The organism is Nocardiopsis sp. N85, assembly GCF_028882275.1.
Lineage (GTDB): Bacteria > Actinomycetota > Actinomycetes > Streptosporangiales > Streptosporangiaceae > Nocardiopsis > Nocardiopsis lambiniae.
Window position 1 is genome coordinate 79662 of record NZ_JARBUT010000016.1, and the last position, 18394, is coordinate 98055.

Below are 18394 nucleotides of genomic sequence, written 5' to 3' on the forward strand. Positions count from 1 at the left end.
GCCGGGGCGTGTTCCGGGGACACCGACCCCGCCGCGCGACGCCCCGGCATCCGAACACGCCTCAGGCGTTCTCGTCCTCCAGGGCCGGGTCGGTGGCTCCCTCGGTGTGACGCGAGACCGTCTCGGTGAGCTTGCGCGAGAGCTCCTGCGAGGTCAGCCCCTGCTGCTGGAGGATGGTGTCGCGCTTGGCGTGGTCCAGGAACTCCTGGGCGATGCCGAAGGTGCGCACGGGCACGTCCACGTCGTGGTCGCGCAGCAGGCGGGCCACGGCGTCGCCGACGCCGCCGGTACGCCCGTTGTCCTCGACCACCGCCACGACGCTGTGCCGGGCGGCCTCGGCGATCAGCGCCTCGTCCAGGGGCTTGACCCACAGCGGGTCGATGACGGTGACGCCGATGCCCTGGTCGGCCATCCGGTCGGCGACCTCACAGGCCACCTGGGCCATGGTGCCGACACCGACGATGAGCAGGTCCTCGGAGTGGCCCTCGCCGGCCCGGCGCAGCAGGTCCATGGAGCCGACCTCGCCGATGGCGGGCAGCTCCTCGGTGACGGCGCCCTTGGGGTAGCGCACGACGGTGGGGGCGTCCTCGACCGCGACGGCTTCGCGCACCAGGGTGCGCAGGCGCTCGGCGTCGCGGGGCGCGGCCAGGCGGAGTCCGGGGACCACCTGGAGGATGGACATGTCCCACATGCCGTTGTGGCTGGCACCGTCGTTGCCGGTGACGCCGGCCCGGTCCAGGCAGAAGGTGACGCCCTGGCGGTGCAGGGCGGCGTCCATGAGCACCTGGTCGAAACAGCGGTTGAGGAAGGTCGCGTAGACGGCGACGACCGGGTGCAGGCCGTTCATGGCCATGCCGGTGGCGGCGGTGGCGGCGTGCTGCTCGGCGATGCCCACGTCGAAGATGCGGTCGGGGTAGGCGGCGGCGAACCTGTTGAGCCCGGTGGGGTGGAGCATGGCCGCGGTGATGGCCACCACGTCCTCGCGCTCGGCACCGATCTCGACCATGGTGTCGGCGAACACCGACGTCCACTTGAGGGCCTTGGACCCGGGCTTGGCCTCGCCGGTGGCGACGTCGAACGGTCCGGGGGCGTGGAACTGGTCCTCGTCGTGGTTCTCGGCGGGGGCGTACCCCTTGCCCTTCTGGGTGATGACGTGGACGATCACCGGTCCGCCGAAGTCGCGGGCGCGGCGCAGCGCCTTCTCCAGCGCGGGTTCGTCGTGGCCGTCGATGGGGCCGAGGTACTTCAGTCCCAGGTCCTCGAACATCATCTGGGGCTGGATGGCGTCCTTGATGCCCTTCTTGAGGCCGTGCAGGGCCTCGTAGAGGGGCTGGCCGACCACGGGGGTCCGGTTGAGGGTGTTCTTGGCCAGGTCCAGGGCCTGCTCGTAGCCGGGGGTCATGCGCAGGGAGGCGAGGTGGTCGGCGAGGCCGCCCATGGTCGGCGAGTAGGAGCGCCCGTTGTCGTTGACGACGACGACGAGGCGTCGGTCCTTCTTCTCGGCGATGTTGTTGAGCGCCTCCCAGGCCATACCGCCGGTGAGGGCGCCGTCGCCGATGACGGCGACGACGGAGCGGTCGCTCAGGCCGCGGACCTCGTTGGCCTTGGCCATGCCGTCGGCGTAGGACAGGGCGGTGGAGGCGTGGGAGTTCTCGATGAAGTCGTGCTCGGACTCGGCCCGGGAGGGGTACCCGGACAGACCGCCCTCGGACTTCAGGTTCGTGAAGTCGTGCCGGCCGGTGAGGACCTTGTGGGCGTAGGCCTGGTGTCCCGTGTCGAAGAGGATCGGGTCCTTGGGGGAGTCGAAGACGCGATGCAGCGCGATCGTGAGCTCGACGACGCCGAGGCTGGGACCGAGGTGCCCGCCGGTCTGCGAGCAGGACTCGACCAGGAAGTCCCGGATCTCCTGGGCCAGGACCGGGAGCTGATCGGCCGGAAGCCTCTTGAGGGCTTCCGGATTGTGCATCGACTCGAACAGTGTCACTGTCTCGTCAGTCCCCTCGTCCAGCGTGTCGGTTCAGTGTGCCGCGCCCGACCCCTGACGTGGGTCGGCGTCGGCTACCGGCAGGTATACATACCCGAGTTTATGGTCCTACGTCCACGGGTCCCGCCCGGACTCGGCGTGGGCCGCGCACCGGTGGGGTGCCCGTGCGTCGCCGTTCCCACGTCGGGCGGACGTCGAACCATGGGAACGTTGCCCCGTGCCACGGTTTTCGGCGTACATTACCCGCTTTCGAGAGCGGCTTCCGCCGACCGATCACCCCGGCAGAGGCTATCTCAGAACCGCCTGGACCAGCAGCGCGAACGCGGAGGCGGTCACCACGACGAGCATGCCGACGCGCAGTCGCGCGGCGTTGACCCTGCGGCGCAGGAAGACGCCGGCCCCGAACCCGATCACGACCAACGGGATCGCCGTGAGCCCCACCACGACGATCCGGGTGTCGAGCTGACCGCCGACGGCGAGCGCGAACAGCGAGAGGGCGCCGCCGAACAGGAAGAACGCGGCGAGCGTCGCGCGGACCCTGGCGGGTTCCTCGTACTGGTAGAGCAGGGCCATGGGCGGGCCGCCGACGGAGGTGGCGGTGCCCGCGAAGCCCGACAGCGCGCCCGCGGTGACGAGCGAGGCGGGGGTGATGCGCACCCGGAAGGAGCGCAGGGACAGGCCGACGGCGACGAGCACCATCACGCCGACCATTCCCGCCAGGGCCCGGGGCGGCAGGACGGCGACCACCCACACCGCCAGGACCGTCCCGGGCAGGCGGGCGGGCAGCCCCCAGGCGATGCCGCGCCAGTCCACGTGGCGGTACTCCTGGAACAGCGTGAGGATCGGCAGGACGATGACGGTGACCAGGAGGGCCCCGGGCATGAGGGTGGGGTCCAGCAGGGACAGGACGGGCGCGGCGACCAGTCCGAGGCCCAGCCCGACGGTGCTCTGCACGGCCGCCCCGGCGATGACGGCGAGGGCGGCGGCGATCACGAACGTCCACGTGTCGCCCGCGGGGAGCACCCCGTGGCCGGTGGGTGAGAAGAATTCCGGGAGCACGGGGTGCGACGCTACACCCCCACCTCTCCGACCGGGATCACGAGGTGGGGACGGAGGACGTTCCGCGTCCGCCCGCGCGACCGCCGCCGGACGCGGTCAGCGCGCGGTACCGGCGACCGGCGCGGGGTCCGGCACACCGTCGATGTACTCCATCGCCCGCTCCGGGTGCGGGAACCACTCGATGAGCCCGGTGGGGTCGGCGAAGGAGTTCGCGAACCGGTCGACGGTGGCCCGGTGGCGCGCGGCCAACCGGTACGGCTCCCACACGTGCGGCGGGCCCGAGAGCATCACCCGGCTCCACGCGACGACCTGACGGGCCCGCCGCCGGTACTCGGCGAACGTCTCGCGCATGAACCGTTCGTCGAAGGGGCGCGTGCCGTGGTCGACGATCACGCGGCGGTGGACGTCGGCGGCCGGGAGGCCGTGTCGGCGCCCTGGGCGGTGATGGGGTCGGTGGCGACCACGGTGTCGGCCATGCCCAGGATCGGGGCGCCGCCGTCGAGGCGCGCGACGGGAACGCGGACCACGGGCGTGTGTCCGCCGGTGAGCGCGGCCATCGGGTCGGCGGGCCGCGCCGGGGCGAACCGCTCGTACTCCCAGGGCGCGTAGCGGCGCACCACCCGCGGCAGGTGGCCCAGGACCTCCTCGGCGCGGGCCGTGGCGGGCAGCGGACGGTCCAGGGGTCCCCCGGGCACCGCCTCGACCATGAGGGCGTCGCAGGGACCGTTCAGGGACAGCGTGGGCAGGCTGGACACCTCGCCCGCGCCGGGGACGGCGGTGCGGGCGAGCACGGGGCCGTCGGGGAGGTCCGCGCCGGTGGGGTCGGCCACGCTCAGGCCGACGCCGTGGACCTCGGGTGCCCGGTCGTCCCGGAAGGCCGGGCCGTGCCGGCGCTCCCGGCGCAGCGCGGGCCCGAAAAGGCACTGGGTGGAGGTGATCCGTCCGGCGCGGATCTCCGCCGGCCCGCTCGGAGAGACCAGGGTGACGTCGTAGCCCTCGGCCGGCAGGCCGAGGGCGAGTTGGAGACCGGACTGCCCGGCGCCGACGACGAGGATCCTTCGCATGCCTCCCGCTCTCTTGGTTCGCGCCCGCACCGGACACCCGGCCGTGTTCCGGGCACGGCGAGAAGGGGCGTACGCGTGTTGCCCCGTGTACGACCCCGTGCGGACGGTGGTGTTCGCGGCGAACCCAGCGGTACCGTCGCGAAGGGTTCGGGCACCCCCACCGACCGGGACCTTCGCCCCTGCAAGCCCAGGACCTGCGACATCACCGCGATGGGCCGATGGTCGGCGCGTTCGGGTGCCCCGGACACGACGAGGCCCCGGTCCGGCTACCGGGGCCGGACCGGGGCGGGGGCGGCGGGGAGTGGGCGCCGCCCCTTTCCGGGAGGGAGTGGAGGATCCGGGTGTCAGGCACCGCCCCTGGCGTGGGACTTGCGTCCACGCCGGGAGATCGCGTCGATGATGACCGCGATCAGCAGGACCGCCGCGGTGATCATGAAGCGCACCGAGGTGTCCATCTGGAGCAGCAGCAGACCGGAGGTGATCGCGCCGAGCACCAGGCCGCCCAGCAGCGCCGAGTAGGCGTTGCCCCGACCGCCGAAGAGGCTGGTACCGCCGATGACCGCGGCGGCGATCGCCATCATGAGCTCCGCGCCGCCACCGGTGGACACGCTCGCCGCGAAGTTGCGCGAGACGAGCATGATGCCGCCCAGGGCCGCCAACGTGGAGGCGATGCCGAACACGGAGATCCGGATGAGGTCGACGTTGATGCCGGCGCGCCGGGCCGCCTCGGCGTTGCCGCCGACCGCGTACACCATGCGGCCGTAGCGGGTCTTGCGCAGGACCAGGTCCAGGACGACCACGAAGCCCACGAAGATGAGGAAGGCCAGCGGAACGCCCTTGTACTGGTTGAGCACCCACACCCCGCCCAGGATCGGCAGGGACAGCAGCGCGGCCCGGAAGACGATCTCGCTCGGCGGCTTGTAGGGCAGGCGGGCCCGTCGGCGGCTCCGCTCGACCACGAACACCGAGATCGTGTACAGGATCACGGTGATGGCCGCGATCGCCCAGCCCATGAACGGGACGAAGTAGGTCTGGGTGAGCATCGCGATCGCCCCGTTGGGGCTGGTGTTGATGGTGCCGTCGGAGCCCATCAGGTACAGGTGCACGCCCTGCCAGCCCAGCAGACCCGCCAGGGTGACCACGAACGCCGGCACCCCGAGTTTGGCGAAGACGGTGCCGTGGACCAGGCCGATGAGCAGACCGACGCCGATCGCGGCGGCGATGGCGCCCCATTCGGGAAAGCCCTGCTTGACCGCGAGCACCGCCAGAACGGCCGCGGACAGACCGGCGACCGAGCCGATGGACAGGTCGATCTCGCCCAGCAGCAGGACCATGATGACGCCGGTGGTCATCAGACCGATGGCGGCGATCTGGACGGTGAGGTTGGACAGGTTCTGCGGCGACAGGAACCGATCGTTCATCGACTGGAAGACGACGGCGATCAGCAGCAGCCCCACGATGACGGGGATCGGACCCAGTTCGCCGCCGCGCAGCCTACGGCGCAGCGCGTCGAGCCAGCCCTTGGGCGAGGCGACCGTGGTCAGGAGCCGGGGGTCGCGCATGGGTTCGGCCGGTGCGGCTCCGCCCTCACCTGACGCCTTGGATACCGGGGTCTGCTGGGTCATCACTTGTCCTCCGTGGCCAGGGCCGAGGAACCGGTGCGCTCGGAGCGGCGGCTGACCGGGTTGTCGGCGGCACCGGTGATGGCGGCCACGATCTCTTCGTAGCTGGTCTCCGCGATGGGGAAGTCTCCGGCGTTGCGGCCCAGCCGCAGCACCACGGCGCGGTCGGCGACCGCGCGGACGTCGGCCATGTTGTGGCTGATCAGGACGACGCCGTGGCCCTGGTCGCGCAGTCGCTCGATGAGGTCCAGGACCTGGGCGGTCTGGGCGACGCCGAGGGCGGCGGTGGGCTCGTCGAGCATCACCACGCGCGGCTGGCCCAGGAGGGAGCGGGCGATGGCGATGATCTGGCGCTGACCTCCGGAGAGGGAGGCGACCGGCACGCGCAGGCTGGGGATGCGCACCGACAGGGAGTCGAGGAGTTCCATGGCCCGGCTCTCCATCTCGACCTCGTCGAGGGTGCCGGGGAAGTGCAGCTTCTCGTTGCCCAGGAACAGATTGGCGACGATGTCCAGGTTGTCGCACAGGGCGAGGTCCTGGTAGATGGTCGCGATCCCCAGACGTTGGGCGTCGGAGGGGGAATTGATGCCGACCTGGCGGCCGTCCCAGCGGATGACTCCACCGGCGTCCGCGGGGTGGGCTCCGGAGATGACCTTGACCAGCGTGGATTTACCGGCGCCGTTGTCACCCAGGAGAGCGACGACCTCTCCCTCGGCGACCTGGAAGTCGACGTCGCTGAGCGCGCGGACCGCCCCGAAGGTCTTGGAGATCCCGGACAGTTCCAGGACTGGTGTACTCATGCGTTCGTTATCTCTTCTCTCGTCCCGGGGCGGGGCGGGCGGGCGGCGGGGGCCCGCCCGCCCCGTCGGGGCGTCGCACCGTGCCTAGAGGGCTTCCTGGCAGAAATCCGTGTCGGCGTAGTCGTCGGTGCAGATCTCCTCGATGGAGTAGATCCCGTCCGAGACGACGGTGTCGCCGACGTTCTCCTCGGTGACCGCGATGGGCTCCAGCAGGACCGCGGGGACCGTCTCGCCGTTGGCGTCCTCCACGTCGGTGAGCCTGTACTCGCCGAGGTCGGGGTCGGTGTCGGTGGCCAGGGCCACGGCCATGGCGGCGGCGATCTGCGCCTCCGGCTTGATGGCCTTGTAGACGGTCATGTACTGCTCACCGGCGATGATGCGCTGGATGCCGGCGAGTTCGGCGTCCTGACCGGTGACCGGCGGCAGGTCGTCGACGTCGACGCCGGCGCTGCGGAGCGCGGAGATGATGCCCGAGGCCATGCCGTCGTTGGCGGAGTAGACACCGATGATCTCGTCGACGCCCAGGGCGGTGATGGCGCCCTCCATCTGGGAGTTGGCCTGGTCCGGGGACCAGTCCGGGGTGTCGAACTCCTGGCCGATGTCGACCTGGCCCTCGAAGATCTCGTGGGCGCCGGCCTTGAAGTCGGCGGCGTTGGGGTCGGTGGGCGAGCCGTTGATCATGACGATCTGGCCTTCACCGGCGGTGCCCTCCTCCTCCAGAGCGGCGATCAGCGCCTCGGCCTGGACCTGGCCGACGCGGTGGTTGTCGAAGGAGACGTACATGTCCACGCCGCCTTGGGCGAGGCGGTCGTAGGCGACCACGGGGACGCCCTGGGCCTTGGCCTCACTGACGGTGCCGGCGGCGGCCGCGGAGTCGACCGCGTCCAGGACCAGCACGTCCACCCCGTCGGTGAGCATGGCCTGGGCCTGGGTCTGCTGCTCGTCGACGTCCTGGTCGGCGTTGGCGTAGGACAGTTCGCAGTTGGGGCAGAGCTCGGTGAGCGCCTCCTCGAAGAAGGGCTTGTCGAACGCCTCGTAGCGGGCGGTCTGGAGCTCGGGGAGCAGGAGGCCGACGTGGAAGCCCTCCTCGACGGTGTGGGTCTCCCTCTCGGCGTCCTCGCCCGAGGTGGTGAGCGAACCACAACCGGAGACGAGCAGGGTCAGAGCGGCGCCGGCGGCGGCGAGGCCGCCGACGACCGTGCGCTGGTGGACGGTGCGTGTACTCAACGCTGCACCTTTCGTAACGGGGGACGGATGTGAACTCGCGAGTGATGGTGTGAAGTAGACCCCCGGCGCAGCCTTGTCGTCAACTCCTGAACACATAACCGAAACATCACGGATATTGCGTTCATACTCTAAAGACAAAGAAAGCGCAGGTCAGAGGGGCTTCCCTCGATGGGTCACCCTCTCAGCATGCGCGGAAAGAACATGATCGAACACGCACGGGCAGCACAAACCTTCACCAGGAGAACCCCAAGGGAGGGTTTTTCGTGACGGTGCGTCGTTCAGTGGGCGCTCTGCGCGGCCATGCGCAGGGCCCCGTACAGGGACGCGTCCCGGCCCAGCGCGCTCGGCACCAGGTCCAGCCGGGACAGGGCACTGCCCAGGGCTCCCAGCTCCATCGCCCGGCGCATCGGGTCGAGCAGCAGCTCGCCCGCCTCGGCCAACCCGCCGCCCACGATGACCCGGTCGGGGTTGAACAGGTTCGCCATGATCGCCACGCCCTGGCCCAGCGCCGTGCCCGCCTCGGCGATGATGCGCCGGCAGCCCGGGTCGCCGGAGCGGGCGGCGCCCACCAGGTCGTCGACCCCGGCCGGACCGGGGTCGTGGGCGACGTAGCTGTTCTGGGGCAGCATGTCCATGAGGTAGCCGGCCCCGACGAACGTCTCCAGGCAGCCCCGGTTGCCGCACCGGCACACCTGGCCCCGGGGGTCCAGCGCGATGTGCCCGATCTCCCCGGCGGTGCCGCCGGCCCCGCGGAACAGTCCGCCCGAGACGATGATGCCCGCGCCCACCCCGTCGCTGATGATCAGGTGGACGAGGTGTTCGGATCCCTGACCGGCGCCCTTGTGCAACTCGGCCAGGACCGCGAGGTTGGCGTCGTTCTCCGCGACGACCGGGACGCCCAGCCGCTCGGACAGCGCCTCGGCCGGGCGGAAGCCCGCCCATCGGGGAACGCAGGAGATGCCGCCGACCTCGCCGCTGTGCGGATCGATCGGTCCGGGCACCGACGCCACCACGGAGGCCACCGTGGACAGGTCGACGCGGGCGCGCACCAGCGTGGTCTCGACCAACCAGGAGGCGCGGCGCACCCCCCGGTCGGGATCGGCCGCCACGTCGTAGTCGATCTCCTCGCGGGCCAGCATGTTGCCCTCGCTGTCGCCGATGGCGACCGTGACGCGCTCGGCGGTGAAATCGACGGCCACCACCGTGCCGGGCGGGCGCACCAGGGTGACGGCGCGGGCCCGACGACCGTTGGAGGAGGTGTCGTGGACCGCCACCGTGCCCGCGGCGCGCAGTCCGCGCACGATGTTGGAGACGCTGGCGGCGGACAGGCCGGTGGCTCGGGCCAGTTCGGCCTGGGTACGGGTGCCGTCGCGGCGCAGCACCTCGACGACGCGACGTTCGTTGGCCTGGCGCAGGGCGGACTGGGACCCCGGTGTCACTGCGGTGTCGGTCACCGGGCGTCCCCTTCGATCGGTCATCGGCACGGCACGGGCGTGCCTCGTGCGTCGAATGCTACAAGGATTGAACGCAAGCGGAAACCGCCCACCTGAGCACGTTAAGGTCCGAAGGTGACCGTAACGCGTGTGGACACCGACCGGGCCGGGTGGGTCGCCCGGCTGGCCGAGACCGTCGCGGAGGGTTCCGGACGGGGCCGCGCGCGGGTCGTGGTCGTCGAGGGCCGGTCCGGTTCCGGCAAGAGCACGGTGGCCGGGCGGCTGCGCGCGGAGCTGGAGGCGCGGGGCGTCCCGGCGGCCGTGTTGTCGATGGAGGACCTCTACCCCGGGTGGCACGGGCTGGCCCGGGCTCCGGAACTGCTCGTGTCCTGGGTGTTGGAGCCGCTGCGCGACGGCCGCCCGGCGTCGTGGCACCGCTACGACTGGGAGCGCGGGGAGTTCACCGCCGCGCGCGTACCGGTCCCGTCGGAGGTGGCGGACGGCGGGGTCCTGGTGGTGGAGGGATGCGGCTCGGGCGCCCGGATCGCGCGACCGTACCTGGACCTGTCGGTGTGGGTCGCGGCCCCCGACGCGGTGCGCGCCCGCCGGCTGGACGCTCGGGGGGACGCCGCCGTCTACGCCCCCTACCGGCGGGTCTGGGCCGAGCAGGAGGCGGTCTTCTACGCGGCGGAACGCCCCCGGGAGCACGCCGACGTCATCGTCGACAACCCCCGGGGGGCGTGAGGGGGTCAGCCCACCCCGACCGGAACGGGGGCGAGGAAGTCGGTGATCCGGTCCAGGACGTCGGGGTCGGTGAGGATGCGGTTGTGCCCGAGGCCGACCGTGCTGACCAGCCTGGTGCCCGCCCCCATCGCGGAGAGGACGCGCAGGGACTCGGCGTGGGAGATCACCGGGTCGTCGACATCGTGGAACAACAGCACGGGCGCCTTCAGGGTCTCGGCGTCGCGGTCGGTGGAGAAGCGTTCCCAGATGTCCCGGTCCCCGGCGAAGAAGGCGTCCTCGATGGCCCGGCGCAGGGCCTTGTTCACTCGGGGACCCCAGCCGAAGGCGGTGACGAAGCCGTCCACGGTGGCCTCGAAGTCGGCCATCGCCGACAGCAGGACCAGACGGTCGGCCCGGATCCCCTCCCGCACCAGGTGGGTGGCGAACAGCCCGCCCAGGGAGTGGCCGACCACGGCCGCGAAGTCGCCGTGGCGCTCCTGGAGCCGGCGGGCGATGGCCAGGGCGTCCAGGACGGTGCCGGCCGGGCCGCCGGTGGCCCCGTGGCCGGGCGCGTCCCAGGAGACGACGGTGTGTCCGGCCCCGGTGAGGGCGCGCACGAGCGGGGCCATCCGGGAGGCGCGCGAACCCCAGCCGTGGACCAGGAGTACGGGGCGGGCCCCCTCGCCCCAGGTGTACGTGGCGACCCGCCACCCCTGATGGCCGAAGTGGTCGACGCGGGCGCGATCGTGCACGTCGCGGTCGCGGTCGACCAGGGGGGTGTCACCGGGGTCGCTCCACAGGCGCAGGGCCCGTTCTCCGGCCACGCGCGGAGCGGTGACGGCGAGGACCTCCAGGTCGATCGGGTGAGGGGTGGTCATGGGAATCTCCTTGTTCGGGTCGGTGGCGCGGATCGGACGCGGTCCGTCATCTTCCGAGGGCGTGCGCGGGCAGGTCGGTCCCCTGGACGAAGGAGGTGATGGCGTCCAGGTGCTCTCCCACGGCGAGGGCGCCGCTGTGACCGAGGCCGGTGGTGGCGATCATCCGCCCCCGTTCGCCGAGGTGTTCGAGGGTGCGCAGGGAGTGCGCGAAGGGCACGACCTCGTCGGTGTCGTCGTGCAGGAGCAGGAAGGGCCGGTCGAGCGTGTCGATCCGGTGGGTGGTGGAGAAGCGTTCCCACACCGTCGGGTCCGCCTCGAAGTAGTGGCGTTCCACCGCCGTGCGCAGCGCCCCCCGGGCGCGGGGGCTCAGCCGCAGGGCGTCGGAGAACGCCGTGAGGAGGTAGTCGAAGTCCGACACCCCGGACAGGAGGACCACCCGGTCGGCCTCCACGCCCTCGCGCAGGGCGTGGACCGCGAAGGGCACGCCCATCGAGTGGGCGACGACGGCGTGGAAGCGGCCGTGTCGCTCCTGGAGGAGTCGCTGGATCCGGAGCGCGTCGAGGATGGTCCCCACCGGCCCGGGCGTCGCCCCGTGGCCGGGGGCGTCCCAGGACACCGGGCCGTACCCGAGGTCGACCAGGCGTCGGATGAGCGGGGCGAAGCGCAGGGACCGCGAGCGCCACCCGTGGGCGAGAAGGACGGGGCGGGTGGTGTCGCCCCAGGCGTAGGTGGTCACGTCCCAACGGCCGACGCGGATCGTCGCGGTGTCGGCGCTCTCGTGCAGCTCCCGGTCCTCCTCCGGGATCGAACGGGGCGGGCCGGGGGCCGCCCACATCCTGCGGGTCAGTGCTCCGGTCAGGCGCGGGGCGGGCAGCGCCAGCGCGTTGACGGCGGCACCGATGAGGGGAAGTCGCTTGACTGCGCTCATGATCTTCTCCGGTCCACAAACTATACGAACGATCGTATTATTTGTTTGGAAGGAGGCCGCCGTCAAGTAGCGGCTATTCTGGCCTTGTAACCGACCTGTCGTTCGAACAAGGACCGTCCGGCGAGGGACGGTGCGGGAGGCGCGCATGAGGACTCGGACCGACGGCCGTGTGCAGCGGGGCGACCAGACCCGGCGCGCCGTGCTGCGCCGCGCGGTGGACATCGCCTCGGTGGAGGGGCTGGAGGGGCTCTCCCTGGGCCGTCTGGCCAAGGAACTCCAGGTGAGCAAGAGCGGGGTGTTCGCCCACTTCGGCTCCAAGGAGGAGCTGCAACTGGCCGCGATACGGGCCGGTCGGCGCATCTTCGCCGACCACGTGGCGATCGGGGCCATGGAGGCCCGCCCCGGCCTCGAAAGGCTGTGGCGGCTCTTCGAGAACTGGTCGGAGTACTCGCGCGGACGGGTGTTCCCGGGGGGCTGCTTCTTCTACACCGTCAACGCCGAGTTCGAGTCCCGCCCCGGGCGGGTGCGCGACGCCCTGGCGCGGATCCGCGGCGAATGGCGCGACCTGCTCACCCGCGGCGCCACGGACGCCGTGCAGCTGGGTGAGCTGGCCGCCGACACCGACGTGGACCTGCTGGTGTTCGAGCTGGCCTCGTTCCTGGAGACCGCCAACTCCGACTCCCTGCTGGAGGACGACCTGGAGGGACCCTACCGGCTGGCCCGCGCCGCGGTCGTGGCCCGACTGTCGGCCCTGGCCACGGAGACCGCCCCCCGCCCGTGGGCGGAGAGCGGTGCGTGAGAGGGGCCGGGAACGAGGAGGGCACCGGACGCGGGACCCGGTCAGCCGCCGGTGAGTCGGCGGGCGTGGAGCAGGTCGGCGCGGATGCGCTCCACACCGGAGGTGAGTTCGGGAAGGCGGGCGGCGGCGTTGTTCAGCTCCATCACCCGCTGCCCGCGACGGACCGGATCGCCGTAACCGACCCGTAGGACCATCGAGAGCACGACCGAGACGCAGAACGCGAGAACGGCCACCGAGATGAGGAGCCCGCCGAGCACCTCGGCCCGGCCGGAGAGGTCGAGCACCAGGCCGATGGGGAGACAGAAGAGGGCGTGGTTGCAGTAACGGCGGATCCGGAAGAAGCGCTGCTGCTGTTCGACCTTGGCGTGCAGCGTCTCGTGTTCGGTGGAGACCTCGGTGTAGCGCTCCTCCCAGTAACGGCGCTGGCGGGCCAGCGCCTGAAGGGTGGCGAGGGCGCCGTAGATCGCGGCCGCGTGGCCCACGCCGACCGGTCCGGGCGAGGCGTCCACCCGCCGCCACAGGATGTCGATCCACTCCCCCACCCCGTTGTCACCGCCGTTGGAGGGCGGTGTCATCCGTTCCGGATGCAGGAGGAAGGTGAGGATGAGCGCGGGGTTGACGTTGGGGACGGCCGCCCGCCACCCGGCGAGCCCGCCGGTGAGCTCCTGATGGAAGGCGTTGCCGGCGTGCTCGGCGGTGTCCAGGGAGTCGGCCAGGCGCTGGTACGCCCCCGGATCGGCGCCGTGGTGCAGGCCCATGAGCCGCAGGACCGCGGGGCGGGCCAGCAGGGCCATCTCGTTGGACATCGGCGCCCCGGTGATCACCGGGCGCGGGTCCGAGAACAGTTCGGCCAGTTCGGGCAGGGTGGCGCCCAGACCGCGGAAGGCCGGCGGCAGATCGGGGCGGAGCTGGGCGATGAAGGAGGCCAGGGCGAGGTTCGCGTCGTCGGCGTGCCGCCGGAACAGGGCGCGGTCGACGATCGTGTCGCCCAGGTCGTTCATGAGCCAGGCGCCCAGGGCGGCGCGCTCGGTGGCGTCGCCGAACACCCGGACCGCGGCGCCCCAGTTCGCCTGCATCGCCTCGGCGAGCGCGCCCGGGTCGGTGAAGCGGATCCCGACGAAGTGGTAGGGGGGCACACCGCCGATGCCGGTGTGGCGGGCCGACCCGCCGACGGCGCCCGGACCGGCGTAGGACGGCGGGACGGGCACCGGGGTGCCGGGGCCGGTGTGGGGGGCGGGCGACGGCGCGGCGGGAAGGGCCCGGCTCGGGGCGACCCGCGTGTAGGAGCGCGTGGGGTCGACGCCGTGGTGCGGTGCCACCCGGGTGGGGTCCACCACCGGCGCGGGGGCGACCCGGGTGGGGTCCACCACCGGCGCGACGAGCGTGGGCGCGGCCGAGGCGCCCGGACCGGCCGCGGTCACCCCGTTCGGGCCGGCGATGAGCAGGGTGAGCAGGGCCGAGGCGTCCGGTCTGCGCTCCGGGTCCTTGTCCAGACACCGGTGGACGATGCCCCGGAGGGGTTCGGGCAGGTCTCCCAGATCCGGCGTGCCGCCGAGGATCCGGGCGATGCGCGAGGCCTGAGTGGGGGCCTGGAAGGCCTCTTGGCCGGTGGCCGCGTAGACCATCACCGCGCCCCAGGAGAAGACGTCCACGGCGGAGGTGAGCCGGGCGCCCTCCAACTGTTCGGGCGCCATGTACCCGATGGTGCCCACCACACCGCTGGCGGTCACCGAGGTGGTCTCCACGGCTCGGGCGATGCCGAAGTCGATCACCCGGGGGCCGTCGGGGGCGAGCATGATGTTGTCGGGTTTGAGGTCCCGGTGCACCACCCCGGCGGCGTGGACCGCCGCCAGTGCCGTCGCCGTGTTGACCGCCAGCCGCTGCAACTCCACGCCTCGGCGCGGTCCCTCCTCGGCGACGGCGCGCTGGAGGGTGGGGCCGTCGATGTACTCGGTGGCGATCCAGGGCCGTTCGCCCTCGGGGTCGGCGTCCAGGATCGCCGCCACACAGAACCCGCTCACCCGCCGGGCCTGCTCCACCTCGGCGGCGAACCGGCGGCGCATGTCCGCGTCACCCGCCCAGGAGGCGTGCAGTACCTTCACGGCGGCCCGGGTGCCGTCCTCGGCCTCACCGAGGAACACCTCGCCGAACCCGCCGCGCCCCAGGGAGCGCACCAGGCGGTAACCGCCCAGGACGGAGTCGTCCGCAGCGTCGTTCAACATCATGCCTTTCCGAACACGGACCGCCCGGGGTGACGGTGATGCGCCGGGCGGTGGTCGGGGCCTTCCCCGAACGGTGCGACCGGGATGAACGGGGCAGGGACATCGCGAACACGCGTACGTGGCGCCGACACACGGTGGCGCCCCGAGGGCGGGGCGACCGGGACCGTCTCACGGACCGAGGAACATCGCGGGTTCCGTCGGGTCCGAATCGACCGCTTTTCCAGGACCACCTTACGACGGATCACCGTCCCCACCGCAACGGCGGTCACGTGAACCCCGTCGCCGTCATGGACCGGTCAGCGGGCGGGTCGGTGCGCACCGCGCAGGATCCGCTCGACCAGGTCGTCGGTGAGGACGCCGTACCCGGTCGCGGCCCACACGCTCTCCTCGGCGGGCACCTCGTAGTAGGGGACGGACCTCCCCTCGTACTCGGCGGGCAGCACCGTGGGGCGGACCCGGTCGCGCACGGCGCGGGCGCACTCCGGGCACAGCGGCACCCGGATCGTGCGGGAGCCGCCGAACTCGCGCCACTGGATCTGCCCGGTGTCGTTGCCGTGCAGCGGGTTGGCGTAACAGGGGCGTCGCGGGGTGCGCGACCCCGCGAGGGCGTCCTCGGCGAGGTCCAGCAGGACGAGCACACCGACCGCGTCGGTCAGGGTGGGCCCCTCGGCGATCATCCGGTCGTGCACCCGCGCGGCGGCGTCGCGGGCGTCCAGGGCCCGGGACAGATTCCCCCGGGCGGCACCGGAGTCGGCGCTGAGCCGCTCCCCCAGTTCGATGAGGTCGCGTTCCCCGCGCTCGACCAGGGACTCCAGGCGGGCGCGGTCGGCGTTGTCGAACGCGGCGTGCTGGGTGAGGGGCGCGGACGCGCGGCGACGGTCCCGTGGACGGACGGCGATCCGGTACAGCGGGACCGCCAGGCCGATCAGGACGAGGGCCCCCGCGACCGCGACCCAGGGGATCCATGCCGCGCCGGCCGGGGTACCGGAGACGTCCGGTGGTCCCCCGATCTCGTCGTAGTAGGCCTCCTGGGCCTCCTCGTAGGCGGCCTCGGGATCGTCGGAGAGGGCGGCCTCCACGGCGGCGTCCACCAGCGTGGGCAGTGTCCTCTGCCCGCCCATGGTCACGTAGCTCGCGGTGAGCGCGCCGTAGAGGGCGGGCCGGCCCCGGTCGTCCGGGGCGCCGCCCAGGTCCTCTCCTTCGAGGTCGCCGCGACGGTCGTAGACCAGGTAGTGGCGTTCGCCGCCGCCCATGCGGTCGTGGACGGCCGAGGCGAGCGCCGAGGCGTCCCCGTCCCAGGGGTCGCCCTCGACGAGCGGGACGACGATGACGTACAGGTCCAGGTCGCCCTCCTCGATCCGCCGCACGGTGCGTTCGCGCGCCTCGACGGAGAAGGCGTCCTCGTAGGCGGGGTCCACCAGGACCGGGGACTCGGCCAGTGCGGCGGCGATCTCCTGCGCCGGGCTCGCGGGCGCCTCCGTGTCGGCGGCCAGGACCGGGGGGCCGCCGAGCAGGACCGCGGCCAGGATCATGAGCGGTACCGACGCCCGCAGGGCCGCCCGGAAGGGGCGGTCGGGCGTCTCACGGGGGTCAGTGGACACGCGTCTCCTTGAGCAGCAGTTCGACCATCTGATCGGGCCGGTGGGCCCCGAAGCGGTGACGGATCCACGGGGTGTCCGGGTCCCGCCGGTAGGAGTGCGCCGTGCTCCGGGTGCGGAGTCGGAGCATCCGCTTCTCGCGTTCGGAGTCGTGGAGTTCCGCGCACGCGCCGCACAGGGGGGTCCGTCCACCGCCGCCGATCCGGGAACGCGCGCGTTCGACGGCGAACGGGTGCAGCGGGTCGACGGAACAGGGCTCCGTCTCGGCGTCCGGGTCGTCGGCGACGGCCAGCACCCGGCGGGCCAGTACGGCGACCCCGAGCAGGTCGAGCCCTTCGGGATCACGGTCCATGAGCATGAGCGCGGCCTCCGCCTGCGCCATGAAGGGGGTCGGGATCCGATCCGGCTCCCTCTCCAGCAGTCCGCGCAGCAGACCCGTCTCACGGAGCGCGACGCGGCGCAGCGCGCGCGGGCTCCGGATCGTGAGGTCGGCCCCTGCGGCGCGAACCCGTGCCAGGAAGACGGCGAGGTAGGTGAGGCCGATCGCGCAGGCGGCCAGGAAGGGACCCACGATCAGGAGCGCGGGGACGAGCCCGCCCGACCAGTAGCGTTCGCCGCGCGGACCGGGCAGGTGCGGCTCGTCGTCGGCGAACAGCGGCTCGTACCCGTCGCCCGGGGTGAACTCCATCTCCGCCACGTCGGCCACGGCCTGCTCCAAGGCGGCGGCCGGGGTGGCCCCCTCGTTGAAGGCCATGGGGGACCACAGCGTGTACGGGTCGATCTCCAGCCCGTGCGCGGCAGCCCCGACATCGGGTGCGATGATGCCGGAGCCGACGACGATGTACACACCGTCCTCCTCGGCCACCGACGCCAGCGCGGCGGCCAGGACCTCGGCGTGGCCTTCGGCCTCATCGTGGTGGTTCATCGTCACCACCGCCGCGTACACGGGCACGGGGGCGTCGGCGAGGAGCCCGGGCACCCTCTCCAGGCCCTCCCGTGGCAGGGGCATGATCGGGTCGACGTACAGCGGTTCCTCGGCCAGATGGGCGGCGATGGCCTCGACCCGCCCGGTGGACACCACGTAGGGGGCCTCCAGCCGGACCAAGTCCTCGGCGTCGGCCACCTCGTGCCCGCCGACGGGCGCGCTCATCATCCACTGGTAGGTGGAGGCGACGGCCGCGCCGGTCAGGGACAGCGGGACCAGGACGGCCACGATCGACCCGACGAGTCGGCCGCGGCGTCCCTGGCGCCAGGCGACCCAACCGCCCACGCACAGGATCGCGCCACCCGCCGCCCCCACCAGGAAACCGAGGTTCTCGGGTCCGTTGTGACGCGTGGGGTCGATGTCGTCCAGGAAGGCGCTCAGCGCCCCCTCCCGCGGCTCCTCCTCGTCGCGCGCCGCCTCCACCGAGGAGGGGTCGGCCATTCCCTCGACCATGACCCGGGCGACCTCGTGGGCCGGGGAACCGTACACGTCGGCGGCGTACACGGCGTCCCGTCCGGCGTCCACCGACAGGTCGATCCCGTAGGCGCGCAGTTCGGTGACGCCGCCCTCCGGCGGCAGGATCACGTAGAGGCCGTCCGCGCCGAGTCGGTCGTGCACGGCGGGCAGGATCTCGTCCATGCCGGCGTCGCTGCCCGCACCGAGGAAGGGCGTGACCACCACGTGATAGGGCACCCCGAGGGACGCGAAGGTCCCGTGCAGCGCGTCGGTCATCTCCTCGGGGGGCGTCAGGCCGCCCACGGCCCCGTCCACCACCACGGCCGCGCCCTCGGGGTGCTCGGCCAGCAGTCCGGCGTAGTGCTCGGCGTAGGTCGCCTGTGGCCCGACGGTCGCGGGCCCGGAGTGGGTGGGATCGGCGGTATCGGCCGCGGCGGGGGCAGAGAGGAGCAGCAGGGCCGGCGCCACCGTGAGGAGGAGTGCGCGGAGAGGGCCGCGGGCACGGTGAGGGATGGGCATGGGCAGAGCCTAGTACCTCATTACGGACATCCGTAGGGCGGATCCTCGTTCGTCTCCCCCGCACCGACCCCTTCCGACCGGCGACGATGGCCGGTCC

13 protein-coding genes and 1 pseudogene are annotated in these 18394 nt (G+C 72.4%); 2 read left to right on the forward strand and 12 right to left on the reverse strand.

Translation table 11 applies throughout. The features are described from left to right. Positions 1-61 precede the first annotated feature (61 nt). The 7 genes and pseudogenes from dxs to PWG71_RS20880 all read right to left on the reverse strand — a co-directional run bounded on the left by dxs (position 62) and on the right by PWG71_RS20880 (position 9210). On the reverse strand, positions 62-1984 hold the full coding sequence (gene dxs, locus PWG71_RS20850) for a 1-deoxy-D-xylulose-5-phosphate synthase (protein ID WP_274811606.1): 1923 nt from the start codon (positions 1982-1984) through the stop codon (positions 62-64). Between the two features lie 288 nt (positions 1985-2272). After that, the gene (locus tag PWG71_RS20855) at positions 2273-3043 is read right to left on the reverse strand and encodes a sulfite exporter TauE/SafE family protein (RefSeq protein WP_446725065.1); all 771 of its coding nucleotides are present in this window, start codon (positions 3041-3043) and stop codon (positions 2273-2275) included. 96 nt (positions 3044-3139) lie between these two features. Further along, a pseudogene (locus PWG71_RS20860) lies at positions 3140-4107 on the reverse strand (styrene monooxygenase/indole monooxygenase family protein). Between the two features lie 344 nt (positions 4108-4451). Beyond that, positions 4452-5732, reverse strand: coding sequence for a sugar ABC transporter permease (locus PWG71_RS20865; RefSeq protein WP_274811607.1), 1281 nt, complete (start codon positions 5730-5732; stop codon positions 4452-4454). Continuing rightward, on the reverse strand, positions 5732-6529 hold the full coding sequence (locus tag PWG71_RS20870; RefSeq protein WP_274811608.1) for an ATP-binding cassette domain-containing protein: 798 nt from the start codon (positions 6527-6529) through the stop codon (positions 5732-5734). The genes PWG71_RS20865 and PWG71_RS20870 overlap by 1 nt, the downstream gene beginning before the upstream one ends. Before the next feature lie 84 nt (positions 6530-6613). After that, complete coding sequence (locus PWG71_RS20875; protein WP_274811609.1) at positions 6614-7756, reverse strand: substrate-binding domain-containing protein; 1143 nt, start codon at positions 7754-7756, stop codon at positions 6614-6616. A gap of 278 nt (positions 7757-8034) precedes the next feature. Then, a complete protein-coding gene (locus tag PWG71_RS20880; RefSeq protein ID WP_274811610.1) occupies positions 8035-9210 on the reverse strand; it encodes an ROK family transcriptional regulator in 1176 nt (391 codons plus the stop codon). Positions 9211-9324: 114 nt separating this feature from the next. On the opposite strand from PWG71_RS20880, the gene PWG71_RS20885 reads away from it, so the two are divergent. After that, a complete protein-coding gene (locus PWG71_RS20885) occupies positions 9325-9933 on the forward strand; it encodes a uridine kinase family protein (RefSeq protein ID WP_446725066.1) in 609 nt (202 codons plus the stop codon). A gap of 5 nt (positions 9934-9938) precedes the next feature. On the opposite strand, the gene PWG71_RS20890 is transcribed toward PWG71_RS20885, so the two are convergent. Beyond that, a complete protein-coding gene (locus tag PWG71_RS20890) occupies positions 9939-10790 on the reverse strand; it encodes an alpha/beta hydrolase (protein ID WP_274811611.1) in 852 nt (283 codons plus the stop codon). Positions 10791-10836: 46 nt separating this feature from the next. Next, positions 10837-11718 (reverse strand): alpha/beta hydrolase, encoded by an 882-nt coding sequence (locus tag PWG71_RS20895; RefSeq protein ID WP_274811612.1) that lies wholly within the window; start codon positions 11716-11718, stop codon positions 10837-10839. A 145-nt stretch (positions 11719-11863) separates the two neighbouring features. Here PWG71_RS20895 and PWG71_RS20900 point away from each other — a divergent pair, with 145 nt between their 5' ends. Beyond that, entirely contained in the window at positions 11864-12517 is a 654-nt protein-coding gene (locus tag PWG71_RS20900; RefSeq protein WP_274811613.1) for a TetR/AcrR family transcriptional regulator, read from the forward strand. Between the two features lie 41 nt (positions 12518-12558). Here PWG71_RS20900 and PWG71_RS20905 read toward each other — a convergent pair whose 3' ends face one another. The 3 genes from PWG71_RS20905 to PWG71_RS20915 all read right to left on the reverse strand — a co-directional run bounded on the left by PWG71_RS20905 (position 12559) and on the right by PWG71_RS20915 (position 18297). Continuing rightward, on the reverse strand, positions 12559-14742 hold the full coding sequence (locus tag PWG71_RS20905) for a serine/threonine-protein kinase (protein WP_274811614.1): 2184 nt from the start codon (positions 14740-14742) through the stop codon (positions 12559-12561). Between the two features lie 293 nt (positions 14743-15035). Further along, positions 15036-16271, reverse strand: coding sequence for a hypothetical protein (locus tag PWG71_RS20910; RefSeq protein ID WP_446725070.1), 1236 nt, complete (start codon positions 16269-16271; stop codon positions 15036-15038). Between the two features lie 58 nt (positions 16272-16329). Further along, positions 16330-18297, reverse strand: a complete 1968-nt coding sequence (locus tag PWG71_RS20915) for a hypothetical protein (RefSeq protein WP_274811616.1) — start codon at positions 18295-18297, stop codon at positions 16330-16332. Positions 18298-18394 lie beyond the last annotated feature (97 nt).